This is a genomic window from Vibrio paracholerae, from assembly GCF_037672085.1.
Lineage (GTDB): Bacteria > Pseudomonadota > Gammaproteobacteria > Enterobacterales > Vibrionaceae > Vibrio > Vibrio cholerae.
The window spans coordinates 919,896-945,944 of sequence record NZ_JBBHLM010000001.1 but is presented as its reverse complement, the minus strand read 5'-3'; the positions used below and the strand labels follow the sequence as shown (position 1 = coordinate 945,944).

The 26,049-nt window shown below is 44.5% G+C and carries 21 protein-coding genes and 1 pseudogene; 13 read left to right on the top strand and 9 right to left on the bottom strand.

Annotated elements, in window-relative coordinates; translation table 11 throughout:
* Nucleotides 1–99 precede the first annotated feature (99 nt).
* The 4 genes from gnd to R4537_RS04505 all read right to left on the bottom strand — a co-directional run bounded on the left by gnd (nt 100) and on the right by R4537_RS04505 (nt 7,012).
* Nucleotides 100–1,548: a decarboxylating NADP(+)-dependent phosphogluconate dehydrogenase gene (gnd, locus tag R4537_RS04520; RefSeq protein ID WP_000675473.1), complete on the bottom strand. Its 1,449-nt coding sequence runs from the start codon at nt 1,546–1,548 to the stop codon at nt 100–102.
* Between the two features lie 13 nt (nt 1,549–1,561).
* On the bottom strand, nt 1,562–2,278 hold the full coding sequence (gene pgl / locus R4537_RS04515; RefSeq protein ID WP_000607056.1) for a 6-phosphogluconolactonase: 717 nt from the start codon (nt 2,276–2,278) through the stop codon (nt 1,562–1,564).
* Nucleotides 2,275–3,777 (bottom strand): glucose-6-phosphate dehydrogenase, encoded by a 1,503-nt coding sequence (zwf, locus tag R4537_RS04510; RefSeq protein ID WP_071179386.1) that lies wholly within the window; start codon nt 3,775–3,777, stop codon nt 2,275–2,277. Before zwf ends, pgl begins: the two co-directional genes overlap by 4 nt.
* Before the next feature lie 346 nt (nt 3,778–4,123).
* The gene (locus tag R4537_RS04505; RefSeq protein WP_071179385.1) at nt 4,124–7,012 is read right to left on the bottom strand and encodes an HD domain-containing phosphohydrolase; all 2,889 of its coding nucleotides are present in this window, start codon (nt 7,010–7,012) and stop codon (nt 4,124–4,126) included.
* Between the two features lie 224 nt (nt 7,013–7,236).
* On the opposite strand from R4537_RS04505, the gene R4537_RS04500 reads away from it, so the two are divergent.
* From R4537_RS04500 to R4537_RS04480, 5 genes are all read left to right on the top strand, one after another.
* Nucleotides 7,237–7,983, top strand: coding sequence for a phosphatase (locus tag R4537_RS04500; protein WP_000762048.1), 747 nt, complete (start codon nt 7,237–7,239; stop codon nt 7,981–7,983).
* Nucleotides 7,984–8,059: 76 nt separating this feature from the next.
* Nucleotides 8,060–8,443, top strand: a complete 384-nt coding sequence (locus R4537_RS04495) for a cytochrome b562 (RefSeq protein ID WP_071179384.1) — start codon at nt 8,060–8,062, stop codon at nt 8,441–8,443.
* A 539-nt stretch (nt 8,444–8,982) separates the two neighbouring features.
* Nucleotides 8,983–10,830 carry a 5'-nucleotidase C-terminal domain-containing protein gene (locus tag R4537_RS04490; protein WP_071179383.1) on the top strand — a complete coding sequence of 616 codons (1,848 nt, stop codon included), beginning with the start codon at nt 8,983–8,985 and terminating at the stop codon, nt 10,828–10,830.
* Nucleotides 10,831–11,078: 248 nt separating this feature from the next.
* Nucleotides 11,079–11,426 (top strand): hypothetical protein, encoded by a 348-nt coding sequence (locus R4537_RS04485; RefSeq protein ID WP_002045376.1) that lies wholly within the window; start codon nt 11,079–11,081, stop codon nt 11,424–11,426.
* Nucleotides 11,427–11,535: 109 nt separating this feature from the next.
* Entirely contained in the window at nt 11,536–12,948 is a 1,413-nt protein-coding gene (locus R4537_RS04480; RefSeq protein WP_071179382.1) for a PepSY-associated TM helix domain-containing protein, read from the top strand.
* A gap of 77 nt (nt 12,949–13,025) precedes the next feature.
* Here the strand turns inward: R4537_RS04480 and gloA2 are convergent, their stop codons facing one another.
* From gloA2 to hchA, 4 genes are all read right to left on the bottom strand, one after another.
* Nucleotides 13,026–13,409, bottom strand: a complete 384-nt coding sequence (gene gloA2, locus R4537_RS04475) for an SMU1112c/YaeR family gloxylase I-like metalloprotein (RefSeq protein WP_071179381.1) — start codon at nt 13,407–13,409, stop codon at nt 13,026–13,028.
* Entirely contained in the window at nt 13,403–14,341 is a 939-nt protein-coding gene (locus R4537_RS04470; protein WP_071179380.1) for a LysR family transcriptional regulator, read from the bottom strand. Before R4537_RS04470 ends, gloA2 begins: the two co-directional genes overlap by 7 nt.
* Before the next feature lie 99 nt (nt 14,342–14,440).
* The gene (locus R4537_RS04465) at nt 14,441–15,160 is read right to left on the bottom strand and encodes a PA1136 family autoinducer-binding transcriptional regulator (protein WP_001111918.1); all 720 of its coding nucleotides are present in this window, start codon (nt 15,158–15,160) and stop codon (nt 14,441–14,443) included.
* 19 nt (nt 15,161–15,179) lie between these two features.
* Nucleotides 15,180–16,028, bottom strand: a complete 849-nt coding sequence (gene hchA / locus R4537_RS04460) for a glyoxalase III HchA (RefSeq protein WP_340100655.1) — start codon at nt 16,026–16,028, stop codon at nt 15,180–15,182.
* A 185-nt stretch (nt 16,029–16,213) separates the two neighbouring features.
* Between hchA and R4537_RS04455 the strand changes: the two are divergent.
* A pseudogene (locus R4537_RS04455) lies at nt 16,214–16,408 on the top strand (aminotransferase class I/II-fold pyridoxal phosphate-dependent enzyme); the annotation flags it as partial.
* 94 nt (nt 16,409–16,502) lie between these two features.
* Here R4537_RS04455 and R4537_RS04450 read toward each other — a convergent pair.
* Nucleotides 16,503–17,771 carry an O-acetylhomoserine aminocarboxypropyltransferase/cysteine synthase family protein gene (locus tag R4537_RS04450; protein WP_071179378.1) on the bottom strand — a complete coding sequence of 423 codons (1,269 nt, stop codon included), beginning with the start codon at nt 17,769–17,771 and terminating at the stop codon, nt 16,503–16,505.
* Between the two features lie 356 nt (nt 17,772–18,127).
* On the opposite strand from R4537_RS04450, the gene R4537_RS04445 reads away from it, so the two are divergent.
* From R4537_RS04445 to R4537_RS04415, 7 genes are all read left to right on the top strand, one after another.
* Nucleotides 18,128–19,321: a glycine C-acetyltransferase gene (locus R4537_RS04445; protein ID WP_000092841.1), complete on the top strand. Its 1,194-nt coding sequence runs from the start codon at nt 18,128–18,130 to the stop codon at nt 19,319–19,321.
* A 2-nt stretch (nt 19,322–19,323) separates the two neighbouring features.
* Nucleotides 19,324–20,355: an L-threonine 3-dehydrogenase gene (gene tdh, locus R4537_RS04440; protein WP_071179377.1), complete on the top strand. Its 1,032-nt coding sequence runs from the start codon at nt 19,324–19,326 to the stop codon at nt 20,353–20,355.
* 860 nt (nt 20,356–21,215) lie between these two features.
* Nucleotides 21,216–22,106 carry an MFS transporter gene (locus R4537_RS04435; RefSeq protein WP_139284717.1) on the top strand — a complete coding sequence of 297 codons (891 nt, stop codon included), beginning with the start codon at nt 21,216–21,218 and terminating at the stop codon, nt 22,104–22,106.
* Nucleotides 22,099–22,926 (top strand): hypothetical protein, encoded by an 828-nt coding sequence (locus tag R4537_RS04430; protein ID WP_071179375.1) that lies wholly within the window; start codon nt 22,099–22,101, stop codon nt 22,924–22,926. Before R4537_RS04435 ends, R4537_RS04430 begins: the two co-directional genes overlap by 8 nt.
* Nucleotides 22,919–23,611 carry a histidine phosphatase family protein gene (locus R4537_RS04425; protein WP_071179374.1) on the top strand — a complete coding sequence of 231 codons (693 nt, stop codon included), beginning with the start codon at nt 22,919–22,921 and terminating at the stop codon, nt 23,609–23,611. Before R4537_RS04430 ends, R4537_RS04425 begins: the two co-directional genes overlap by 8 nt.
* Nucleotides 23,611–24,435 (top strand): phosphotransferase family protein, encoded by an 825-nt coding sequence (locus R4537_RS04420; protein WP_071179373.1) that lies wholly within the window; start codon nt 23,611–23,613, stop codon nt 24,433–24,435. The genes R4537_RS04425 and R4537_RS04420 overlap by 1 nt, the downstream gene beginning before the upstream one ends.
* The gene (locus tag R4537_RS04415; protein ID WP_139284716.1) at nt 24,425–26,041 is read left to right on the top strand and encodes a hypothetical protein; all 1,617 of its coding nucleotides are present in this window, start codon (nt 24,425–24,427) and stop codon (nt 26,039–26,041) included. The genes R4537_RS04420 and R4537_RS04415 overlap by 11 nt, the downstream gene beginning before the upstream one ends.
* Nucleotides 26,042–26,049 lie beyond the last annotated feature (8 nt).

Here is a 26,049-nt window from a genome sequence, read left to right as displayed (position 1 = left end):
CGACATCCTCCCTGAACGGCGAAATTATAGGCTGAGACGAAAGAAGTAGCTAGCCCTAATTTCATCCTTATCAGTATGACGCTTTCCTACTAGGTGTCATTACACGTCGTAAGTGGTAGATGCAGTATTTCCGCCTGTACCCGTCCAGTTAGTGTGGAAGAACTCACCACGCGGACGATCGATACGCTCATAAGTGTGCGCACCAAAGTAATCACGCTGTGCTTGCAGCAGGTTCGCTGGCAGGCGAGCCGTAGTGTAACCATCAAGGAAGGTCAGTGCTGAAGTCGTACATGGCATTGGAATGCCGACTTCCAGCGACTTCGCTGCCACTTTACGCCATGCTGCCAGACAGTTGTCCAGAATACCTTTGAAGTAGGCATCAGAGCCTAAGAACGCCAGTTCAGGGTTCTTTTCAAACGCATCACGGATGTTGCCGAGGAATGCAGAGCGGATGATACAACCACCACGCCACATCAGAGCCACGTTACCGTAGTTTAGGTTCCAACCATTCTCGTTCGATGCTTCACGCATCAGCATAAAGCCTTGTGCGTAAGAGATGATTTTTGAAGCCAGCAGCGCTTGACGCAGTGCATCAACCCAAACTTGTTTGTCACCTTCGACTTGAGTTTGGGTTTTACCAAACAGTTTTTCTGCTTCAACACGTTGATCTTTCAGTGCGGATAGGCAGCGAGAGAACACGGATTCGGTGATCAGCGTCAGTGGAATACCCATGTCCAGCGCGTTGATGCCCGTCCATTTACCTGTGCCTTTTTGGCCAGCAGTATCGAGGATCTTCTCAACCAACGCTTCACCATCTTCATCTTTGTAGCCAAGGATGTCAGCGGTGATCTCAACCAAGTAGCTGTCTAGCTCAGTTTTGTTCCAGTCAGCAAACACGGCTTGCATTTCATCGGCCGACATTCCCAGACCATCTTTCATGAACTGGTAAGCTTCAGTGATAAGCTGCATGTCGCCGTATTCGATACCGTTGTGAACCATTTTCACGAAGTGACCGGCACCATCGTTGCCCACCCAGTCACAGCAAGGCTCACCAGCGTCAGTTTTTGCAGAAATGCCTTGGAAAATCGGTTTTACCGCTTCCCACGCTTCAGGTGCGCCACCCGGCATGATCGAAGGTCCGAAACGTGCGCCTTCTTCACCACCAGAAACACCCGTACCGATGAAGTGAATGCCTTTTTCACGCAGCGCTTTGACACGGCGGTTAGTATCAGGGAAGTTGGTGTTACCACCATCAATGATGATGTCGCCTTTGTCGAGCAGTGGAACCAGTTGCTCGATGAAGTCATCAACCACTTGACCTGCACGAACCATCAACATCACTTTACGTGGTGTCGCCAGTTTATCAACCAGCTCTTGCAGCGTGTAAGCGCCAACAATGTTAGTGCCTTTGGCTGGGCCTTCTAGGAACTCGTCCACTTTAGCCGCGGTACGGTTGTGTGCCACCACTTTGAAGCCGTGGTCGTTCATGTTGAGGATCAGGTTTTGGCCCATGACTGCAAGGCCGATTACACCGATATCACCTTTCATTTATTTCTCTCCTTCACGCAATCTTTGCTGCGGCGTCTGAATCTAAGTACCACTCGGTCACTCCTGAAGTGGAGTGAATTTTTGCTGCCGGATAAGGCAGTTGCTCGGCTGGAGTGGTGTGAATTTGTTCTACGATCTCGGCTTTACCGGCGCCAAGAACGAGATAACTGATGCGTTTTGCGGCTTGCAGCACTTTCGCGGTTTTTGAAACGCGTAATTGCCCAGATTCCGGATGACTTGCCACCACCGAAAGATTGGCGTCTGCATAGTCGGTTTGCCCTGGGAACAGAGATGCAGTATGACCATCGGCACCGACACCGAGTAGAATCCAATCAAACACAGGCGTGCCGTTTTCGGTTGGGATCACATGCGCCATCGCTTGAGCAAAACGTTCTGCTTCAGCTTGTGGCTCGTTTTCACCCAGAATGCGGTGAATGTTCTGTGCAGGCATGTTGATTTTGCTAAACAGCAGCGCATTGGCTTCACCGTAGTTGCTTTCTGCGTCATCCGGTGCCACACAGCGCTCATCCCCCCACCAGAAATGCAGGTTTTGCCACTGAATGTCGTTCGCGTAAGGCTGGCTTGCCAAAAGCTTAAACAGCATTTTTGGTGTGCTGCCGCCAGATAAGGAAATGTGTACTGGCTGACCTTGCTGGCTGTACGCCAACATATCGTCGGCAAGGCTTTTCACTACGGCATCCGCAGTTGGGAAAATTTTATGGTTGATCATAATTCGCAGTAATCCGTGTTAGTGAGGTTTTTACAAGGGAAGCGCCACTCACGGCCGTCACGGCGCAGCAAGTCATCCGACTCTTTCGGGCCCCAAGTGCCACAGGCGTAGCCATACAGCGATTGCGGGTCTTGTTTGAAATCGAGGATCGGCTGCACAAACTTCCAACAAGCTTCTACCGCATCAGTACGGGCAAACAGCGTCGCATCACCATTGAGAGCATCGAGCAGCAGACGCTCATAAGCGGTGAGCATTTTGATCTGCTCCAGTGAGGCGTAGTGGAAATTCATCGACACTTCTTTGGCTTTGAAACCTGCGCCCGGCTCTTTCAAGCCGAAGCTCATCAGAATGCCTTCATCAGGCTGAATACGGATGATCAGCTTGTTCTCTGGAGCATTTTGCCCAAAGACAGGATGCGGTGTGCGTTTGAAGTGAATGACCACTTCGGTGACACGCGTTGGTAAACGTTTACCGCTGCGTACATAGAATGGCACACCATTCCAACGCCAGTTATTGATGAACATTTTCAGCGCAACGTAAGTTTCGGTGCGTGAATCCGCCGCGACGCCCGGTTCATTACGGTAGCTGGGTAAAAACTGCCCACGCACTTCCGATTCGGTGTATTGACCGAGCACCAGATTGTTGCGCAGATCAGATTCAGAAAGCGGTTGTAGGCTTTGCAGTACCTTGTTCACTTCGTTACGAATGGAATCGGCGTTGATCGCCGCAGGCGGCTCCATGCCGACCATCGCCAGCACTTGCAGTAGGTGGTTTTGGAACATATCGCGCACCGCGCCAGAGCCATCGTAATAACCGCCGCGCTCTTCCACACCAAGGAATTCTGCACCTGTGATTTCCACGTAATCAATAAAGTTACGATTCCACAGTGGCTCAAACATGCCGTTGGCAAAGCGGAATACCAGCAGGTTTTGCACGGTTTCTTTACCAAGGTAGTGGTCGATACGGTAAATCTGATGCTCTTTGAAGTGGCGGTGGATTTCCACATCCAGCTCTTGCGCAGATTGCAAATCGTAACCAAAAGGTTTTTCGATGATCAGACGCTTCCAACCTTGAGTCTCATCGTTGAGGCCATGTGCCGCAAGGCAAGCTGGGATCACGCCATACAAGCTTGGTGGTGTCGCGAGATAGAACAGCGTATTGCGCTGCTCAAACTGATAATCGTTAGCCAGCGTATCAAGGCGAGTCGCTAAGTGCTGATAATCAGCCATTTCTGAGGTGTTCAGCGCTTGATAATGCACATGCTGCATGAAGGCTTTGAGAGCGGCAGGTTCTGTTTTTTCCAGCTCTTGCAGTGAGCGCTTTAGCTTCTCGCGGTAAGACTCGTCACTGTACTCGGTACGGCTCACACCTAAAATCGCAAACGATTTAGGCAGTTGCTGACTGGCATAGAGGTGATACAACGCAGGAATAAGCTTACGGTACGTCAAATCTCCCGAAGCACCGAAAATTACGATGCTGCTGTTTTCAGGTATTACCATCATCTTTCCTTTAGAAACGAGGTACTCCCTTGATTTTGCAGTGAATCAATATCCATATTCACCGGAAAACCTTTGGGTATTGTTAGCATGCGCCAACCCTAGCAGCGCAATACACAAATCAAAAACCGATCTTGCCTATAGGTTTAATAGGAAAAATCAATCGGCGGGGAGGAACTGGTGCTAGCGAAACTCATCCCCGACTCGGGGGCTTATTGTCTACGACTCTTTGACATACATCAACTATTGATAACGCAATCGATTGAATTGTGACACGTTAAAATGTTAACCATCCGTTTTTAAAAGGAAAAATGAGAAAGGCGTCAATGCGCCTTTCTGCCTTGATGTGCTAGTAATCTTCCCGTAAATACGCCAGCACTTTTCGAATATGCTCTTGAGTATCGACAGCGCTATTTTGATACTGCTCCGCCGAAAGAAATTGCTCTGCGTAAGTTTGATGAAGGTTGTGCTGCAAAAACAGCAGATAGAGTTTAGGGTCGATGTGCCCGCTGGTGGCCATATATGTCATGATATCAATGCACTCTTGCAAGGACTTGGCCTTCTTGTAGGGGCGATCATTAGACGTGAGGGCTTCAAACACATCGGCAATCGCCATGATGCGTGCAGGTACCGACAGCTGCGAGGCTTCGATTCCTCGTGGGTAGCCTTTGCCATCCATGCGCTCATGGTGTCCACCCGCAATTTCGGGCACGCCTTGTAAATGTTTGGGGTAGGGTAAGCGTTGCAGCATCAAGATAGTCTGTATTATGTGATCATTAATCATAAACCGATCTTCTGCGGTTAAGGTGCCCCGTTTGACTTTGAGATTATGCAGCTCCCCACGATTGTATTGCAGAGCCGGAGGCGTGAGACAGAAGGCTTCTTGCCATGTTTCTTGTGGGGTTTTGCCTTGTGGCCAAGGAATTTGGTGGACAGACTTATCGGCCAGCAACGGTTCCCAGACCGGCAATGGAGCTGGGGCTGCGGCGCGGCTTTTCTCAACCCAAGAGATGCCGATTTGGTCATCTAAAGTCCGCTGCCATTGGCGCTGAGCGATCTGCTCCAGTCGTTTGAGATCGTCATCACTCATCCCTTCGCCGCCAAGGTTACACTGAGCCACAAAAGCAAACTCGTCGTCCAATTGTTGATGCAGCGCCTTCAACGCCTGCTCTGCCTGTTTTGGATCCCCCCCTTGAGCGCAGCTTTGCCAGTAATCGCGCTCCGCTTGCATTTTTAAGAGTTCAAAGCGCATGCGCACCTCGTGGATCCGGTCGTAAATCGTTTCCAGCTTAGTGGCTTTGTCAACCACGAATTCTGGCGTGGTAACTTTGCCACAGTCATGCAACCAAGCCGCGAGGGTTAACTCTTCCCACTGTTCGGAGCTCATCGTGAATTCAGCGAAATAGCGTTTATCTTTGGCAGCGACTTCGGCTAACAAACGGGTTAATTCAGGAACGCGTTGACAATGGCCTCCGGTATAGGGCGACTTGGTATCAATCGCCGATGCAATCAGTTCGACGAATGCATTCAGCATCTCTTTTTGTTGCTGAATTTTATCGATGTTGTCTTTGGCGATTTCGGCAAAACTGAGCAGTTCACGCAAAAAGGCGTGTTTATCGGCTTGAACGTTTTCTATGGTGCGTTCATAGCCCAAACAGACAATCCCGACTAATTGACGCTCGCGGTTCAGTAGTGGGAATAAGTACAAGTCTGAGTTGTAAAGCTGATCGAGGTACGTGCGCAGAATATTGTCTTTGCGATTGAGGTGGATAGTTTCCCCTTTGCGCAGCTCCGCTAACAACCATGCACTGCTGCTGAGTAGCTGATTAATATCGATTTTGAACGGTATGATGGCGTGATTGGCGGCAACAGAAAATTGATTATTTTCTTGATCATACACATACAGCAGTATGGTTTCGGCTTTAGTGATGGCATAACTCTGGTGAGCTATGGTTCTTGCCAGTTGAGCGAAATCTTGATTGTTAGTGGTTTCGCGCAGTAAGCGAAGCAGGTCGTGTAACGCATGTTCCATTAATTGGATGGATTGGCTTAAGTTCGCCGCTTCAGTAATCATGGTTTGTGGGTAGCGTGTTTTTTTGAAGTTAAAACGCGCGATGTTATCAGTCAATTGGATGAGATTGTGTAATGGGCTGGAGAGTCGTTTCGCCACCCAAATGACGACAGGGAAGCAAAACAGAAGCAACACAATCGCACTGGTGATTTGACGATTACGTAAGGTGATAAGATCCGCCAGCAGTTCATCTTTCGGTGTCGCTTGCGCTAAAAACAGATGCAACTGCTGGTTGAGTTTGACTGGCGTGAGGGTAGTGACCCAATCTTGACCTTGACTATGGGGAGTATCGTATTGCGCTTGGCTAGTAATGCGGCTCATGACAGAAGCAAACGGTGTGTCACTATTTAAGAGCGATTGCTTAATCTGCTCTGGATCGGAGCGAAGATTGAGCCCTGAATCGTGCTCTGCTAGGGGGCGTAGCTGCTGATCCAGCAAGATCAGTTGTGAATGATCGGAGAAGCCAAGTTTACTCAGTTCATTGGAAAGGGCTTTCAACGTTAAATCGGCCCCCACGACTTGTTTGCCACTGAATGAGCGGCGTGACAAGGTTAACCCATAGGTTTGGAGAGTGAAAAATAGGTAGGGCTCGGTAATGCGGACCACTCCATCATTGGCGGCATTCAGATACCAAGGGCGTACTCTCGGATCAAAAAAATGGGCGACCTCTTTATATTGCCCGACTAATTTCATCTCTTGATTGAGAAAATAGATGTCGTTGGTGCCATCGATATGGCTGTAGTTCATCCACAGTACTGCGTCATCTGGTGCCGCAAACATCACTCGGTCTGCACGGCTAAGTAAGGGGCGGAACATAAAAAACTGCCCTGTTTCATTGGCAAAATAGAGCGAATTTAAGTTCGAAGATTGCTCAAATGCGCGTAACACTGAGGTTAACCAACGTTGATCTTGTAGTGGCGGTTCGGTGTGCTCAATAAAATGGCTAGTGGCAAGAAAATCAAGGGTTGTCAGGATAGGAGCCACATTTTGCGTAAACACGGTTTCGAGCTTTTTGCTGTTCTCGTGTGCTAAGGTTCTCGCACTACCCGCCAGAAGTTGTTGAGAGCTGTAATAACTGATCGCAATCAGCACACTGCCGATGAATAAGATCAGAATAAAAAACAGACTGCTGATATGGATAGATAGGGAATAACGACGCTTTTTCATAATGTTACCTAAGCCAAATAACACAGATAAGTATTGTCCATCTTGGCCAGGTTGCAAAAAATCACGCGATTAAATCTGTTTGTTTGGCTTGGTGTCGCAAACTGAGCCTCTCTTTGGGGCGTGTTATGTCTGTGGTGCAAGGCCATGAAGTGCACGATTGAACATAGCAACCCTAGGGGGAGGCTGCTACACTCGCCGGCAATGCGTTTGGAAGGACTGTTGAAATGAAATTAGCTGTAGATACTCACACTCACACTTACGCCAGTGGTCACGCTTACAGCACGCTGATTGAGAATGCGCGTGCGGCCAAGCAAAATGGCTTGACGCTGTTTTGTACCACTGATCATGCCGAATCTATGCCCGGAGCGCCGCATTATTGGTTTTTCTCTAACCAGCGCATTTTGCCCCGTTTTCTGGAGGGTGTTGGCGTGATCCGCGGTGTCGAGGCTAACATCCTCAATACGCAAGGTGAGATTGATTTACACCCGAGCGTGGATCACAACTTGGATTGGGTAATTGGTAGTTTCCACGAGCCAGTATTTCATCCCGCCGATAAAGCAGCGCACACCCAAGCCCTGATCGAAACCATCAAAGGCGGTCGAGTGGATGCGCTAGGGCATCTGGGTAATCCGCATTTTGATTTTGATTTCGAGCAGGTGATTGCCTGTGCCAAAGCGCACAATGTGGCGATTGAAATCAACAACAGCACACTAAAAGGGCATAGCCGAGTGGGCAGCATTGATCGTTGTTACGAGATTGCTCGTGTTGCGAAATCGCTTGATGCCTACATCACCACTGGCAGTGACGCTCATTTTTGTCTGGATATCGGCGGTTTATCCCTAGCCAGTCAACTGATTGATGAAGTGGGCATTAACCCGCAACGTGTGATCACTCATACCGCGCGTCAGTTTCTCGACTTTCTTGAGTTACGTGGTCGCCAGCCGATTGAAGAGTTTGCTGGTCTACTTTAATTTTGCAACAAAACGCAGCTCACTTTTGCAGGTAGAATGGCGTACAATTCCACTCCCTTCAAAAGTGAGTCGAAAAATGAAAAAAACACTGATTCTAGCGGCAGCATTGCTCGCCACTCCGGTTTTTGCCGCGGGACAAGATCTCAAATCAATCATGCAAGACATGAAGCTCGCCTTTAAACAGGCCGCAGAAGCGCCAACCGTTGAAGCGATGCAAGCACCGATTTCTACCCTCGAAAGCTTGGTTGAACAAGCCAAACGAGGTGTTTATCCTGTTGAAAAAGAAGCCACTTACCAAGAAGGCTTCCAAAAGCTCGCGGTGACTTTGGATAAAATAGACGCTCATTTGCAAGCCGGTCAACTCGAGGCAGCAAAAGCTAGCCTAAAAACCGTTGATGATCTGCGAATTGAATACCATGACAAACGCAATCCAAGTATTTGGAAGCGGTTGTTTGGTTAAGTATTTATACCGCAACAACTTGGAGTTGTAGGTCGTCGGCAAGTGAGTGACTCTCCATGCGCATAGGCAAACTCTGCGCATGGAGAGAACGAACGTAGCTAACACTGTTGCAGCTTCAAGTAGGAAGAGTATGTGGGGCATATCTCCCTTTCCACTCTAGACCGAAGGGGGATGTGACCTTCCTAAATCGTTCGAGCATATTGAGCTGTGCGTTGAAAAACAATATTCAACGCAGTGATTGATTCGCTGTTTTAATTCTCATAAACAACACATTTGGTAAACTTATTAACAATATTAATAATTAAATTGCAACCAATCGATCTTTCTCACATAACTGATGAAATCCTGCGAATAATATTCAGCCTCAATCATGCATCACTAAGCATGATTAACCTATTGATAATAAAAACTTAATTATCACTTAATCTAAAAGGTCTAGTTTATGCTGGAACGGCTTACCGTCATAATTGCGCAGTCAAAACTTCTGCAGCATCAAGTCGGCAAGGCATAGATATTCTGTTAACCAAGGGATTTTCATCATGGTATTAGGAAAGAAAGCGTTATTAGCCTGTGCAATTGTGGCTGGATTATCTGGTTGTAATGAAGACAATGTGATCAAACAGCCTGAAAGTTTGACGTTGACGATTGCGCATATTAACGATCATCACTCAAAACTGGATGCACACTCCAATATGGCGCTCACTTTAAATGGAGAATCTGTCCGTAATGATGTTGGAGGATTTGCCAAAGTCGTTGCCCAATTTAAACAACTCGAAAATAAACATAAGAATCTTCTTAAATTGCATGCGGGCGATGCGATCACTGGCACCATGTTTTACAGCTTGTTCCGACAAGAATTACCGGATGCACTAATGATGAATCAGGTCTGTTTTGATGCATTTGCACTTGGTAATCATGAGTTTGATGATGGTAATGCTTCATTGGCACTTTTCCTTGATAAACTCGCGGAGGGGCAGTGCAAAACCTCTGTATTGGCCGCGAATATCGAAGTGCCTGATAATAATCCTATCGCTGGAAAGTATAAGCCTTATCAAATAGTTGAGTTTGATGGGCATAAGATAGGTGTGATTGGTATTGATATTTCAAGTAAAACTCAAGCTTCTTCCTCACCGTCTCCAGATACGGTATTTCTTGATGAAACAGAGACTGCGCAGAAATACATTAACCAATTCAAAGCGCAAGGTATCAACAAAATTGTTCTCCTCACCCACCAAACTTATGAAAATGATGTCACCATGGCGAGTAAACTGACCGATGTGGATGTCATTGTGGGTGGTGATAGTCATACGTTATTAGGTGATAAGCAAAGGCTGAACGCTATAGGCTTTACTCCAGCGGGGGATTATCCAACGAAAGTCACCAATGCCGATGGGCATACCACTTGTGTCGTACAAGCTTGGGAGCAAAGTAAAGCGGTTGGTGAATTAACGGTTGAGTTTACGGCGAGTGGTGAAGTAAAAAGTTGTTTTGGACAACCTCATATTCTATTGAGTCAGCAGTTTAAAACGAATGAGGATAAACCTACCTTGTTCTCTGAATCACAGAATCAAGCCATGCTTTTAGCTGCTCAAGCAGTACCAGAGCTCACGTTTGTAGAATCTGATGTCACAGCTGCAGCGTTGCTTGACCAATTCAGCAGTGAGATTAATGCTAAGAAAGCAGAAATTATTAATACCAGTAACAACAATCTCTGTAATGAGCGTGTTCCTGGTAGTAACCATGCTTCAGGTAGTCTATGTGGGCCGAGTACACCTGAACGTCTCTTCATCCAACAGCATGGCAGTGTCATGGCACACATTGTCTCTAAGGCATTCCTTGACCTCTCTAATCGCTCGGATATTGCGATTCAGAACACTGGTGGCGTGAGAACGAGTATTCCTGCCGGTAATGTAAGTGTCGGTCACGCCTTTGATGTGCTTCCATTTAGCAACGTTTTGGTGAATCTTGATATGACAGGACAAGAGATTGTTAATACATTGGAAGATGCGATTGATAATGTGGTTGCCAATCGCTCATCAGGCGCGTTTCCTGCTGCGGCAAATCTGCGCTTTAAAGTGGATATGAATGCAGCCAAAGGTTCACGCGTGACGGATGTTGAAGCTCGTAAGCGTGGGCAATCTGATTGGCATCCTATCGCATTAGCCGATACGTATGTGGTGGTGACTAATGACTTTATCGCTAAAGGTGGTGACCGCTACGATACGATGAAGCCGATTTACCAAGATACTAATCGCCGCGAAGATACTGGTTTGCTGTATACCGACTCATTGATCAACTACATCAAGAAGTTGGCTGAAAGTAACACAGCTTTAAGTATGCCGACTGCCGATGAAATGCCTATTCAGGAGTTCATTCCTAAGTTGTAATATTTGAATTTATTTAATAAACCTGCCAAGTGACGATGTTATTTGTTCACTTGGCAGGTTTATGTTTCTCACAGCAGCTTTTAAAGCGAAAAAAGAGTATGGATACTGAAAGTAGTGGTGATGCAATCCGTTTGGTAACTATGCTAAATGTAAACAACCCTCATCTTTTTGTTAAAACTTGGGTGTAACACACTGTTATGGTTATCACTAATGGTTATAGTAGTGAGCAATCCATAAAGAGTGTTGTTATGAACCCGCAACGTACCTTTCACCGCTTGATGCTGAAACTCAGCCTGCTTAGTTGGCTGCTGGTTTCGCTCATGCCTGTGCTCAATGCGCACGGCAATGCGGCGGGCGTTTGGGCAACACTTTGTACCATCAATGGTTTTGAACTGGTCAAAATTGAAGATGGTAAACCGCAAACTCAGCACAGTAAGCCGTGTCCGTTTGCCCATTTCTCCAATTTCCATCACACCGAACTTCCAACCACACAACTTCCAATTCGACAAACGACGGCGCAAGTAGATGGTTACACTTTTTTGGCTCTAAGTGTCCGTTTTGAAAGTGCTGTCCCGCGTGCTCCGCCTGTGGCTTAACTGAATTCATTACCCAATAACAATAACCTATTAGTAAAGTCACACGCTCATATCCCATTTGGTTTCTCCACCGAAGGGATAATTTGCGTTTAAAAAAGGAAGAAATACGTTGAGTACCGTTACTACTCCTCAACCGACGGCGGCTGCGCGTCGTAAAACCCTCTATTTTCTCACTTGGCGTTGGCATTTTTATGCGGGCCTGTTTGTGGTGCCTTTTATGTTGATGTTGGCGCTGACGGGCTTAGTCATGTTGTTTGATGATGAAATTGAACAAGCTCGCTACGTCGAGGTATTAAACGTTACACCACAAGCGCAGGCCATGCCTGTTTCTCAGCAGCTTGCGGCAGTACAAAAGGCGTATCCAGAAGCGCAAGTTACCCAGTTTATCCCTGCGCCTCAGCCGGATTTAGCCAACCGTTTTTCTGTACTGTTTAGCGATGGTTCAACCCAATTTGTCACGGTTAACCCGTACAGCGCTGTGGTTCTGGGCACTATTGATCGTAGCGAAAGCTGGTATGAATGGGCGAACAGTATTCACGGCACCTTATTGATTGGCGATTTGGGCGATTATTTGATTGAAGTTGCGGCGAGCTTGGGGATGATTTTACTGGTGAGTGGCATCTACTTATGGTTGCCGCTGGATAACGCGCGTAAAGCGGGTTTTCTCAAAATCCGAGTGGGCGGTGGTGCGCGAATTTTCTGGCGTGACCTGCACGCAAATTTAGGTGGCATGCTGTCCTTAGTGCTGCTGTTTTTCCTGATTTCCGGTCTTTCGTGGGCAGGCATTTGGGGTGGAAAACTGGTGCAGGCATGGAATACCTTCCCGACGTATTACACTTGGGGAGAAAAACCGCAATCGGTACTCACGCATGCGGATTTAAACCATGGTTCAGAAAAAGAGATGCCTTGGAACTTGGAGCAAACGCCAGTACCGCAATCTCATCATCATGGTGGTGAGCATGAAATGGTTGCGGTTAATCCTCAATTCGGTATCGATCAAGTGGTTGCTAAAGCCAAGGCTCTGGGTTTTACGCAGTACCGCGTTGCTTTTCCGCGTGGGGAAACGGGCGTTTATACTGTTTCTGCCAATACCATGGCGGGTGATATTGTCGATCCACGTGATGATCGCACCGCGCATTTTGACCAATATTCTGGTGCGTTACTCACAGAGGTCACTTGGCAAGATTATTCGCCATTTGCCAAAGCGATGGCGGCGGGGATCTCGCTGCATCAAGGCGATCTGAGTGTGTGGAACAAAATAGCCAACGTGCTGTTTTGTCTCGCTTTCATTCTGATCTCTGTCACAGGTGTGGTGATGTGGTGGCTGCGCCGCCCGACCGGTCAAGCTCGGTTAGGTGTTCCGCCACGTTTTGAGCAAGATGGGATTTGGAAAACAGGCTTAGTCACCTTACTGGTGATTGGTGTAGCATTCCCACTAGCGGGAGCGACAATTGTGTTAGCGCTGCTGCTTGATGGGTTACTGGTGAGTCGTATTGCTAAGCTGAAAATCGCTTTCAGTTAAGTGCAACAGTAGGAAAGTAAATAGAGGCCAGATTTTATCTGGCCTTTTTAGTTCACATGAGTACGAGTCGACCTCGTTTAAGCCTGATACAACTCAAGTGGTAATCCATCCGGATCGGCAAAAAAGGTGTAGGCTTTGCCTGTGTATTCATCAATGCGGATCGGCTCTACACTCACGCCTTGTTGCTCTAGCTGAGCCTTTATTTCCGCCACGTCATCCACCACAAACGCCAAATGGCGCAGCCCTTGCGCTTCCGGAAAACTTGGCCGCTCAGGTGCGTTAGGAAAAGAGAACAATTCGATTTGCGAGCCATCAGGCAGGGCTAAATCCAGCTTGTAAGAGTCTCGCGCGGCGCGGTAGTTTTCTGCTACAACGCGCAACCCGAGAATCTCTGTATAAAACGTTTTCGAACGTGGGTAATCCGAACAAATGATCGCAGCATGATGAATGCGTTTTAGCATGTGGACTCCTTACCATTGAGCTTGGGGCTGAGGTGCTCGAGCACAAAATCAATAAACACTCGCAAGCGAGCTGGCATGTATTTGGTCTGCGCGTACTGCATAGCAATCGCGCCGTGATAATTGCTCTTAATATTCCACTCTTGCAGCACTTGCACTACCTTGCCAGCCGTCAGCGCATCTTGCACCACAAAATCATGGAAAATCCCGATGCCGAGGTGATTCTTCACCCCAGTTAAACGCAGTTGCGATTGGTTCACTGCATAACGGCCACTCACCGCCACTGTGTGTGTTTCACGGCCTTTGGCAAACGTCCAGATATGATCTTTATCGGTTTCCGCGAGGTAGAGGCAATCATGCTCGGCTAAATCGGTGGGGTGAGTCGGCGTGCCGCGCTGCGCCAAATATTCAGGGCTGGCACACAGCACCAAATTGGTTTTGCACAGCTCACGCAGCACTAAGTTTTCATCTGGCTTATCCGTCAGGCGAAAGGCGACATCAATATTGTGTTTGAAGAGATCAATGTCACCATCGGCGGCGCGCAGCTTGAGCTGAATATGCGGATATTGGGCGAGAAATGGCACCACAAACGGCTGCAAAACAGAATTTAAAAACGCCTCCGGCGCAGCAACCGTCAGTGCGCCAGCAGGCTCGGCATGTTCTGAGCTCGAGATTTCAATGGCTTGCTGCGCCGCATTGACCATCAATAAGCTTTGGTCATACACCTTTTTCCCTGCTTGGGTGATGATGAGTTTGCGCGTCGTGCGTTCAAACAGCTTGACCGACAAGGCTTGCTCAAGGCGAGTAATCAGCTTACTGAGCGCAGAAGGTGTTACGCCAAGTTTGCTGGCCGCAGCGGTAAAACTGCCTTCATTAACCACCACAATAAAAGTGGCGAGGTCGGGCAAAAGAGCAATCAATTTGGGAAGTAGCATAAGTGTCGATAAGTCGGCCAAGCAGTGGCGTCACTGTCGCAGAATCATCGGTTAAATGCAATTTGGTGGTAGTAAAGTCAGAGTTTAATCGGGTGTAGCTCATATTGAATGACTATTGATATCGCCCCGTTGTATCGCAATTCTTATTGTTTCGGCTGTCGTTGCCCCTCCAAGTTTGAGTCTGGCGTTACGCAAGTGATTCTCAATGGTTCTGGGAGAAACACCAAGAGCTATGGCAATATCGGCTTGTCTGCGTCCAAGTGCTGTCAATGACAGTACTTCTTTTTCCCGTTTAGAGAGCAATGCTGAGCGGTTTGGATCGGACGACTCAAGCAGACGACGTGCTGCAAAAAACGCATAAGTTGATAAAAGACTAAGTTCACAACGAGCTCGCGGTGAGCTATCTATTGCCTTACCGCCTAGACTCACAGCTCCTTCTAGTCCGAGATGGCCAAAAATAGGAATTTGTAGGCCGTGTATGCCGCTACCTTTGGGTTTGGCAACCACTCTGTATTGTTCTCGATTGACGTCAGGTTTTTTAGTCCAAAAGAAAGGACGATCAGTTTCAATAATATGACGAGTTATAGGGCAATATTTGATGTAAGTAGCTGCATCAATGTTTTCTCCATCGTCAAACCAATCACCTTCAATCCAATAGATACGCTCTATGATGCCATCGAGCGTGGAGTGTGCTGAGAAAAACACGATCTTATCGTAACCATAAAAATGCGCCCGTTGCCGAACAATATCTTGAACCGTGGAAAAGCTATGGCTTTCTTCTAGTTGGCTGATCAAGGTGATTAAATCGACAGCGGGCATAGGTTATTTCTGCTCTATTTTATTTCTGCTCAACTTCAGCAAGTAATGCTTTGGCGGCGAGTTGCCCTAAAGCATTGCCTGCAAGCGGACTATCACCGGTCAACATTTTACGGTCTTGGAAGACTTGTCCTGATATTCCAGTATTCAGTAATTCAAAACCAATCGCTTGCAATTGTTCGCCAAACTTCCATGTCAGATGACCTGGCATATAGCCGATACTGGGCGTTTGAGCATCCATTTCGTCAGGAAAGGCCACAATTTTATATCCAGCAAACAATGGTTCATCGCCTACGGCAAGGAAGGCTGCAGGCCCGTGACAGAGCGAGATAATAAATTTATTTTGTTTCATCGCCCATTGTAAGACCGCTTTAACCTCTTGGCTGTCAGGCAAACCCATTAACGCGCCATGTCCACCGGGAATAAACACACCGATATAATCGGAGTCTTCACCTAACGCAGTTTCAATCACATCACTCAACTTAAGTGGCTGCCTGAAAGAAGATTGATATTTGCTATATAACCCATTCACGTCTTGGTCTTCTCTTGGCATGGCCCACCATTCAAACTTCACTGGATTACCAGAAAGTGTAGCAATATCAAAAGAAAAACCTGCCTTATCAAGATGATACATTGGCAAAAGCGTTTCAACGGGATGATTACCTGTAGAAAAAAAAGTGCCGTTATCCATCATCAGATAACGCTCATCGGCACCAACGACAAGGATTTTCCAACGTCCGCCTTGGTAAGGGGTAGGGTAATGGGCACCACTTAAATCTGACTTGGAGGCAGTGAATTGACTCAGAGAGTATGCCGATGGGAAGAAAGCATTATCTTCTGCTGGGTCGGGAGTCGGATGTTTATCGTTCATTACTGTCGTCATGGTGTTCTCCTTGGTTAAACCTTAAGTCGTTTTGATTATAGCGGTGACCTTTGATTAAAAAATAAGGGATTTCCCCTAAATGAAAATAATTCTTATGTTTAGGACTTGATGATAAGCGCAGGCAAATCATTCTTTATATGTGCCTTAAATTCACGAATGCTTTTCCGTTACCGCAGATAATCGCTTCGGATGGCGTGTTCTCAATGGACGGCGTAGTGGCTAACTTGCCGGCTATCTGTGACTTGGCGGATAAATACAACGCCTTAGTGATGGTGGATGATTCTCACGCGGTGGGCTTCATGGGCGCGAATGGTCGCGGCACACACGAATACCACGATGTGATTGACCGCATCGACATCATCACCGGCTAAATGCAATTTGGTGAACCTAAAGTGAGGGGTTGTCGGACAAGAACAGTATCCCGCCTAGATCTAGATATAGACGGGACAAGGTAAGCATCGCTTATTCGTTCAGTGCTTGTTCTAAGTCGGCCAGAATGTCATCAATGTGTTCAATCCCGACTGAAAGGCGGATCATCTCCGGTTTCACGCCCGCTTTGAATTGCTCCTCTTCACTCATTTGGCGGTGAGTGGTGGACGCAGGGTGGCAAGCGAGTGATTTGGCATCCCCAATATTGACCAAGCGTTTGAAGATTTGCAGCGCATCGTAAAAACGCACGCCTGCTTCATAACCGTCTTTCAAACCAAAGGACAAAATCGCCGAAGGTTTACCGCCCATGTATTTTTGTGCCAGCGCGTAATACGGCGAGTCTTCCAATCCGGAATAGCTCACCCAACTGACTTTAGGATGCTGTTTTAGGTACTGCGCGACTTTCAGCGCATTTTCGGTGTGGCGCTCCATACGCAGTGGCAGCGTTTCCAAACCTTGTAGGATCATGAAGGCGTTCATGGGTGAGAGAGCAGAACCAGTATTGCGCAGAGGCACAGTGCGCGCGCGGCCAATAAAGGCGGCATCGCCAAAGGCTTCGGTGTACACCACGCCGTGATAAGACGGTTCTGGTTGATTAAATACGGGGAAGCGCTCTTTGTGTTGCGCCCACGGGAATTTGCCTGAATCGACAATCACGCCGCCCAACGTGGTGCCGTGTCCGCCACAATATTTGGTCAGCGAATGGACAACGATATCCGCACCAAAGTGGATGGGTTTGCACAATGCAGGGCTGGCGACCGTGTTATCGACCATCACAGGCACACCCTTGGCGTGGGCTAAATCCGCGAGGCGTTGTAAATCAATGATGTTGCCCGCTGGGTTGCCAATACTTTCGCAGTACACTGCTTTGGTCTTGTCATCGATAAGCTCAATCAAACTCTCGGGGCGATCGTCCTTGGCGAAGCGCACTTCAATCCCTTGGCTTGGCAACATATGCGCAAATAGGGTGTAGGTGCCGCCATACAGTTGCGGGGTGGAAACAATGTTATCGCCCGCTTGCGCCAACGTCAGAATCGCGTAGTTGATAGCGGCGCTGCCCGCACTCACTACCAACGCGCCAATTCCGCCTTCGAGGGCGGCCATGCGCTTTTCCAACACATCGTTGGTCGGGTTCATGATCCGCGTATAAATGTTGCCCGGCACCGCCAAGTTGAATAGGTCTGCGCCGTGTTGTGCGTTATCAAATTCGTAAGCGACCGTTTGGTAAATCGGAGTTGCCACCGATTTGGTGGTCGGGTCTGTGGTGTAACCAAAATGGATAGCAAGAGTTTCGTCTTTCATCGTCTGTCCTTTGACTGGATTAGTGAGATTTTGTTCCTACTTGAAGCAGCCGCTCCAAGTCGTTTGGGCATAGGACATCTTTGAAGTTTCATGCTCATAAATCAAGCGTTCGCAATTCAACACGAGAAGCATGACACAATGAATCCGCGATAAATTTACAATAGTAAGGGCTTATCTGTGCCTGAGGTTCACGAATGCTTTTCCGTTACCGCAGATAATCGCTTGCGTGACCTTGGATTACACTAAGGGAAAGGTTTTTACAGTGTAAATATACCCTTGCGACTTGAAGCATTGTCGCTAAGTGTCTTAGGTATAGATCCTGTTACCCACAAAACAAAAACAAGAAGGAATACGCAATGTCTTCTGCTTTTTATCAGCAAATCCGAACTCAGATTGAGGAAGTGAAAGCTGAAGGGCTTTATAAATCCGAACGTGTGATCACCTCGCAGCAACAAGCGGCGGTCGAGATTTCTACGGGTGAAGAAGTTCTGAACTTCTGTGCCAACAACTACCTTGGCTTAGCCAATCACCCAGCGCTGATTGAAGCGGCGAAAGATGGGATGGACAGTCACGGCTTTGGTATGGCGTCGGTGCGTTTCATCTGTGGTACGCAAGATATCCATAAACAACTGGAACAGAAACTCTCTCAATTCTTAGGTAAAGAAGACACTATTCTTTACACATCATGCTTTGATGCTAACGCAGGTTTGTTTGAAACCCTGCTCGATAAAGAAGATGCGATCATCTCTGATGCGCTAAACCACGCTTCAATCATTGATGGTGTGCGCCTGTGTAAAGCGATGCGTTTTCGCTACTCGAACAACAACATGGCCGAGCTGGAAGAGCAGCTTATCGCGGCAGATGCTGCCGGTGCTCGCCACAAGCTCATCGTCACGGATGGCGTGTTCTCTATGGATGGGGTAGTGGCCAACTTGCCTGCCATCTGTGACCTGGCAGATAAATACAACGCCTTAGTGATGGTGGATGATTCTCACGCGGTGGGCTTCATGGGCGCGAATGGTCGTGGCACACACGAATACCACGATGTGATTGACCGCATCGACATCATCACCGGTACGCTAGGCAAAGCCATGGGCGGTGCATCCGGCGGTTACACCTCAGGCAAGAAAGAGGTGATTGATTGGCTGCGCCAACGTTCACGTCCATATCTGTTCTCTAACTCGGTTGCACCTTCGATTGTTGCAGCATCTCTGCGCGTATTGGATCTGCTACAAGAGAGTGGCGATCTACGTGAGCGCCTATGGGAAAACGCAGCGCACTTCCGTACTCGTATGGAAGCGGCGGGTTTCACCATGGGCGGCGCTGATCACGCCATCATTCCCATCATGCTAGGTGATGCCAAAGTGGCTGCAGAATTTGCAGAACGCGCACTCGCCAAAGGCATTTACGTTATTGGTTTCTCATTCCCGGTTGTACCAAAGGGACAAGCGCGCATTCGTACGCAAATGTCAGCCGCACACAGCCGTGAACAACTGGACAAAGCCATCGACGCCTTCATCGAAGTGGGTCGTGATATGGGATTAATTTAATTATGAAAATCAAAGCACTTTCAAAACTGAAACCAGAGCAGGGCATCTGGATGAACGAAGTGGACATGCCTGAGCTTGGCCACAACGACCTGCTGATCAAAATTAAGAAAACCGCGATTTGTGGTACGGATGTACACATTTATAACTGGGATGAGTGGTCACAAAAAACCATTCCAGTGCCTATGGTAGTCGGCCACGAATACGTGGGTGAAGTGGTTGGCATTGGCCAAGAAGTGCGTGGTTTCCAACTGGGTGATCGCGTTTCTGGTGAAGGCCACATCACTTGTGGTCACTGCCGTAACTGCCGTGGTGGCCGTACGCACTTGTGCCGCAACACCATTGGTGTGGGCGTAAACCGCACCGGTTGCTTCTCTGAATACTTGGTGATCCCAGCGTTTAACGCATTCAAAATTCCAGAAGAGATTTCCGACGATCTGGCGTCTATCTTCGATCCGTTTGGCAACGCTGTACACACTGCGCTTTCATTCGACTTAGTGGGTGAAGATGTGCTAATCACCGGTGCTGGCCCCATCGGCATTATGGCTGCTGCGGTTGCAAAACACGTAGGTGCGCGCCATGTGGTGATCACCGATGTGAACGAATACCGCCTTGATTTAGCCCGTAAGATGGGTGTGACTCGCGCAGTAAACGTTGCGGAGCAAAACCTAGAAGAGGTGATGAAAGAACTCGGCATGACCGAAGGTTTTGATGTGGGCCTAGAGATGTCTGGCGTACCAAGCGCATTCAGCGCCATGCTAAAAACCATGAACCACGGTGGCCGCATCGCTTTGCTAGGTATTCCACCGTCATCGATGGCGATTGATTGGAACCAAGTGATCTTCAAAGGCCTTGTTATTAAAGGGATTTATGGAAGGGAAATGTTTGAAACTTGGTATAAGATGGCGAGCCTCATTCAATCGGGTCTCGATATCAGCCCAATCATTACTCACCACTTCAAAGTGGATGACTTCCAAAAAGGCTTCGACATCATGCGCAGCGGTGCTTCCGGCAAAGTTATCCTCGATTGGCAGTAACTGAAAATCTCTCTACAGAGCGCTCCGAAAGGGGCGCTTTGTTTTTGGCTAACACTGTTTTTATGAACAGTAAAGTGGAAAATAAAACCGTATTCAACCTTTCAAAAAGCCCCAATTTAGCCCCAAATATTCTCGATAACACAACTGGTGTTCGCCCATTTAGCCCCAAAAGATTTCGAATCAATGTTTGAAGTATCTGTTCCTCAAAGGGCTAATCGTTAGTGTTTTGTTTATTGATAAAAATCCCTTTTAGACAAAAGTTCGTCACGGCCTTTATAGAATTCCAACTGTTCGGATTACTTTTACTACGGGAGTCCACATATAGATAATCAGATTGCATTACCCCAAGAACTAACTTATTTGAATAATAATGTTCTAATTTAGCAAAAACGGCCAATCGTCAGGTTGATTGTTTTATAAACAATCTTAATAAGCAATCCTATAATTGAGACAGTTTGCAATAAAAACAGCATTTTATAGTCATACATTTAATTGCGAATTTGTAATGGAACTAGTAGACTGGTTGTAAATTTTTATATGAAGTAATGTAAATGAATAATAGATTATTAACGCCAGTTGTGTTGAGTAATTTAGGTGATGGCCTTTTTATGGGGGGGATCCCTTTAATTTCTTATATGCTCACAAGTGATCCACTGATTATAACAATTTTGTCAATAGTGAGGCCGATATCGATTATTATATGTGGATACAAAATTGAACATCTAACAAGGAACTTAAGTGATAGCTTATATAATAGTTCTATTTGTCGAATTTTTGTCTTATTCATTTTGTTATTACTATCTCTTATGAATATGGTAAACGTTTTTGTTTTTAGTACCATCATTTTTCTATTTAGTTTCATGGAGCTGATTTACGATTCAACATTTAGTACGTTACCAAAAATAGTGTGTAAATCCGAAAACGAAATAAAAAAAGGATACTCGAAACTTCAAGTTTCAACGACACTTAGCAATGATTTCATCGGGCCTCCTTTAGCTGCTTTAATATTAACAGTCACAAGTTATAGTACCTTAAGCGTTTTTATTCTTACTTTAGTCGTTGTTTCATTTCTACTTTTATCACCAGTTAGAAAAACTTTGAATTCAATAGAAACATCAAAAACAAGTGCTCTAACCAACAATGAAACAACAGAAAGATTTAAGATGCCTTCTAAGGCTAAGTCACTACTCATGTACTGCTGTATTATTAGTGTTTTTACTGGAGCGTTTACATCAGTTTACGTTATACATATATTAAGTGGTTTAAACTTCAGCAAAATTGACTTTGGATTTTTAATGGTATTCTTCTCAATAGGAGTACTTCTAAATCACTTTGTACTTTCTAAGCATCTAACTTTTACACCAAAGCTTGATATGTTCATTTCAATATGTCTGATATTTGTGGGCACTTTGATAACTTCGGTCTCAGAACTTTATGCAATGCTAGGATTCGCACAGTTATTGGCTGGAATAGGTTTTGTGAGATGGATGATAAATGAATCATATATAAAGCAAAAGATATGCAATATTGATGATCTCAATGTTCTCAATGCTAAATTCAGAATGTATGAGACCATAGCTTTCTCATCCGGTGCTGTATTCAGTGGAATGATATTAAAATACACTACGTTCGATACTTTTAATATATATACTCTACTATTCATTTTGGAAGTGATAGTTGGAATCTTATTTTATAAAAACTATAAGGAACACAGTGGTGAGATTACCGAAGAATCATCCGTTTATGGATGAAAATATTGTGTCGGACATAATGTCTTTCTACAGAATGAGTGAAAAACAAAATAGTGGATTCTATAAAATAGATGGATGCCCTTATACAGAGTATGCATTTAAAGGTTTCGAGTTTGCTGACAAACTATTGGTCAACACCCCATTTTTATTATGGTCAGGACCCACACTAAAACTGACTGATGAGCGTAACAGTGATCGTATCTATGTTAACTTAACACTGGAACCTGAGAAAGGTCTTCCTTTCTATGAAACAGCGATATTGTTCAACCCAGATAATAATTATTCTTTTGTCAAAAAAAAACAAAGGTATGACATAGAAAAATCAGTAAAGGAAAGTTATGTTCGCATATCACCTTATGAACCTGCGCATAATAGAAAAATAATCCAGCTTCTTAAACAAAACTTAAGTAGCAAAGGAATGCCTGAAAAAATGCTTCCAGATAATCTATTGGCGTATATATTATCAAGTCACAAATTTAGGAAGGTATGCTGTACAGATCGTGAACATAATTTAGTTGGTATAGGTATTACTCTAGAAAATGATAACTATATTTGTTTATGGCTTGCAGCCTTTGAACAGGACACATTGAAAGCGAACAAGACGTCTTATGTGCTTTACGATCATCTAATCAAAGAATCAGTTTCAAGAAAAATTGGTGTACTAGATTTCGGACGAGGAATAAGCCAATTCAAAAAAAAATTCGGTTTCAAGCCGTATGCCGTGAATCTAGATTTCTCCACTGCCGATACCGAAATAAGTACTCAATTAAAACAATATATTATAAACAGACAAAAATATAGGGAATATAATAATGGCTAGGACTGACTTAGTTATTGGACATAATAGACTACCAGAATCTTCGGTTAGACTTGTTTTTGTGAGGCATGGAAATGCTGAGCACTATGGTAAAGAGATTGCAGCTGATTCCTCACTTACAGATATTGGAGAGAGACAGTCTATAGAAGTATGTCAGCATATCATGAAACACTATGAGATTGATGATGTGGTTTGTTCTGAGTTATCTCGGACTAAAAAAACAGCCTCACTATTATTGGAAAACCTTGGTCTTAAAGTGAAAATTGACTGTCTATTAAATGAGGCTCATACGTTTAAAAATTGGCGGCTACTTACTAAAGATGCACTAGAAAAAAACATATTGCGTAGAATTATTAAAGCAGAAGAGAGACCGATAAAAGGTGAGTCACCAAAAGATGTGCAGAGAAGGTGTGAAGCATTCATAAAAAATATATCAAGTGACTACAGTAACTTTGGTAAAACGATTGCCATTTTTGGTCATTTCTCTTGGATTAACATTTTACTTAACTATATTAATGGGAAAAGTAGTTGCTGTAATGTGAATTGTGTTACTGAGATACCAAATGCTTCTATAACGGAAATAATCATCCACAATACGTACGATGATGATGATTTCGGTGATCTATTTTTTACAATTAAGAAAGTTGGTGATGTATCTCATTTAATTAATAGTGAGGTCACGGTATAATGGAATTACTTTATGAAGATTATAAGTATTTGTCTTCGGGTTATGAAGCTGATGTATTCTTCTCTGAGGAAAAATATACCATTATCAAGGTTCATAAAACCACACAAGTTAAAGATGGTAATGATGAATTCGTAACTGATATAGATCTATACAATCAAGAATATGAGATTTTAAACTTTCTTGAGGGAAAAGGTCTACTTGCACCAAGACAACCTAGATTAGTAACTAGTCTAGGCAAACTCATGTTAGAAATGGAATACATAGAAAGTGATGGATCTACGTGTTGTATAGATGGAAAAATTAACTATCTAAAAAAGTTGCATGCTCTGCCGGTTAGTGGTGTTGTAACGTCGATCTCTAGAGGCACAACAGCAACATTTAACAATTATATTATAGAAAGGCTTATGGATAGAGCATCAAAACTGTATGGCTCTTCTTTAGACCCTATAGCTTCTATTTATGATGAGCTATTGTCTTGCCTTAATTCTAGATGTGAAGGAGATAGTTTACTTCATCTCGATTTTAGAAACGAAAACATTTTATGTAAGAAATCTCGGATTGTTGGTGTAATAGACTGGTGCAATTCATTAGTTGGAGATCCATTTATGGATATAGCTCGATTGATATCTTTTGAGGACCAATTATCAATAATAGATAAGTATCTGGCTAGGAAACCTAACAAGAATGAATTAGGTAGAATATATATATATCTTATAGATGTATATTTGATGCTAACATTATTTTACAGAAACATTTGTTCACAAAACAGTGCTCTTTATAGAAATAAACTAGAAAATGCTATCGGGTGTTTCAATGAATTGTAATAGCACCTTTAACTGCTTAGTGGTAAATCTAACTAGTGATACAGTCGTAGAAGATACAATTAATAGAACAATCGTTCATTATGACTCCATTAGAGATTTAGAGTCTATAAATCTGATATTCGACACTCTGTATATAATTGCAGAAGAAGGAAAGTGCACTGCATATGATATTTTACAATTAAGTAGAAAGCTTGATAAGCCAATCGGTTATACATTTATAGATAATTGTTTTAAGTTTATTATATCAGATCCAAGTTATTTTTCTAATGAGAGTAATATTGTCATAGACAGGCTTTCAAACCGAAAAGTCACTTCAGAAAATTTCCGGTATGTTTCTGAAGAGAAAAAGTTATCAGAGGTAGAAACATTAGAAATATTTAAAATAAATTATAACCTAGTAGCTATTACATCACATGGAAGAGTTGATGCTACATATCTTCCAAATGTTGTTTTATGTTCTAAATCATCATGTTTTGTTTCTAATGAAGAACTTACATTAAGTTGCAAGAGTTCTAACCAATGTTATTACACACCTAGAACCGTATTAAATAGTTCTAATATTAATTGTGAAGTATTATTTCTTAATACGTGTAACTCTATAAACTCTCATGGGACAGGCTTTAATACTGCAATAGACTTTTCACGTAATACAGAGTGTAGGGCATTTATAGGTTCACCAGTAGTTCATAATAGTACAGAGTATCAAACACTAATTTTCGTAAACAGTTTTATTAATGGAAATCCACTTTACAAAGCACTGGATGATACAGAGTCTTCTCTCCGCTTTTATGAACAAAGGTCAATGCTTATAGTGGGTGACCCACTTACCCGAATTTCTAATCCACCAAAGTTGGTTGAACACTTGAACAATGGTAATGATGTTCTGATAAAGCTTGAAAAACTTGAAGAGAGAATATCTAGAGGACTTCAAACTCTCGTTGAAGCTAAGTCAGTTACAGGTATTAGTATCAGTACTCTCAAGAATGATGTATACGAAATGAGTCGTTACATTGATGAGATAAAAAACCTCAAGAAGCAAGCGTTAAATTTCATAATGGATGATCTCGAACCTATAATGTATAATATTGAGTCTTTGTTTGGACAACGCGTAAAAAAAATTCAAAATGAAATAGTTGATAAAATAATTAAAAAGTCTTCTAAAGGTCTTGTTTCAATAAATGAGAATATGTTCCAATCATTTAAGTTGACCCATATTTTTGATGAGGTTTGTAATGAATGCAAATCATCTATTAATAAGGTTATTTACGAAAATAATAGAAGTTTCTCTTATTGCGGAAATTGTTCACTGCAGAAAGAAAGCTCAAGTGAAAAATTAGTATTTTCGACGAATATTTCAGTTAATAGAGAAGAGCTAACTGTAAATATATCTAATTTAGAAGAAAACAGCCTAGTCTTAGTTCTATTATCTGATGTTGGTAGGTTTGGGGTTGAGAATTACTTTGTGAAAAGCGATGTAGTATCTAATAAAGTATGTTTATCACTTGAAATAGATAAAAGGCTTCCCAGACATCCTTATTGGGTTAAAACAGTCGTACTCGTTGACCTAAGTGTCTGCATTGAAACGAAAACAATAAATATTAAATAAAATAGTTA

Coding starts and splice junctions, on each gene's coding strand:
- hchA (WP_340100655.1), bottom strand. CDS start 16,028: ATGAACGATAAACATCCGACTCCCGACCCAGCAGAAGATAATGCTTTC.
- R4537_RS04420 (WP_071179373.1), top strand. CDS start 23,611: ATGGAATTACTTTATGAAGATTATAAGTATTTGTCTTCGGGTTATGAA.
- R4537_RS04415 (WP_139284716.1), top strand. CDS start 24,425: ATGAATTGTAATAGCACCTTTAACTGCTTAGTGGTAAATCTAACTAGT.
- zwf (WP_071179386.1), bottom strand. CDS start 3,777: ATGGTAATACCTGAAAACAGCAGCATCGTAATTTTCGGTGCTTCGGGA.
- R4537_RS04450 (WP_071179378.1), bottom strand. CDS start 17,771: ATGAAAGACGAAACTCTTGCTATCCATTTTGGTTACACCACAGACCCG.
- R4537_RS04435 (WP_139284717.1), top strand. CDS start 21,216: ATGGAGCTGATTTACGATTCAACATTTAGTACGTTACCAAAAATAGTG.
- pgl (WP_000607056.1), bottom strand. CDS start 2,278: ATGATCAACCATAAAATTTTCCCAACTGCGGATGCCGTAGTGAAAAGC.
- R4537_RS04470 (WP_071179380.1), bottom strand. CDS start 14,341: ATGCTACTTCCCAAATTGATTGCTCTTTTGCCCGACCTCGCCACTTTT.
- gloA2 (WP_071179381.1), bottom strand. CDS start 13,409: ATGCTAAAACGCATTCATCATGCTGCGATCATTTGTTCGGATTACCCA.
- R4537_RS04505 (WP_071179385.1), bottom strand. CDS start 7,012: ATGAAAAAGCGTCGTTATTCCCTATCTATCCATATCAGCAGTCTGTTT.
- tdh (WP_071179377.1), top strand. CDS start 19,324: ATGAAAATCAAAGCACTTTCAAAACTGAAACCAGAGCAGGGCATCTGG.
- R4537_RS04425 (WP_071179374.1), top strand. CDS start 22,919: ATGGCTAGGACTGACTTAGTTATTGGACATAATAGACTACCAGAATCT.
- R4537_RS04495 (WP_071179384.1), top strand. CDS start 8,060: ATGAAAAAAACACTGATTCTAGCGGCAGCATTGCTCGCCACTCCGGTT.
- gnd (WP_000675473.1), bottom strand. CDS start 1,548: ATGAAAGGTGATATCGGTGTAATCGGCCTTGCAGTCATGGGCCAAAAC.
- R4537_RS04500 (WP_000762048.1), top strand. CDS start 7,237: ATGAAATTAGCTGTAGATACTCACACTCACACTTACGCCAGTGGTCAC.
- R4537_RS04490 (WP_071179383.1), top strand. CDS start 8,983: ATGGTATTAGGAAAGAAAGCGTTATTAGCCTGTGCAATTGTGGCTGGA.
- R4537_RS04485 (WP_002045376.1), top strand. CDS start 11,079: ATGAACCCGCAACGTACCTTTCACCGCTTGATGCTGAAACTCAGCCTG.
- R4537_RS04465 (WP_001111918.1), bottom strand. CDS start 15,160: ATGCCCGCTGTCGATTTAATCACCTTGATCAGCCAACTAGAAGAAAGC.
- R4537_RS04430 (WP_071179375.1), top strand. CDS start 22,099: ATGGATGAAAATATTGTGTCGGACATAATGTCTTTCTACAGAATGAGT.
- R4537_RS04445 (WP_000092841.1), top strand. CDS start 18,128: ATGTCTTCTGCTTTTTATCAGCAAATCCGAACTCAGATTGAGGAAGTG.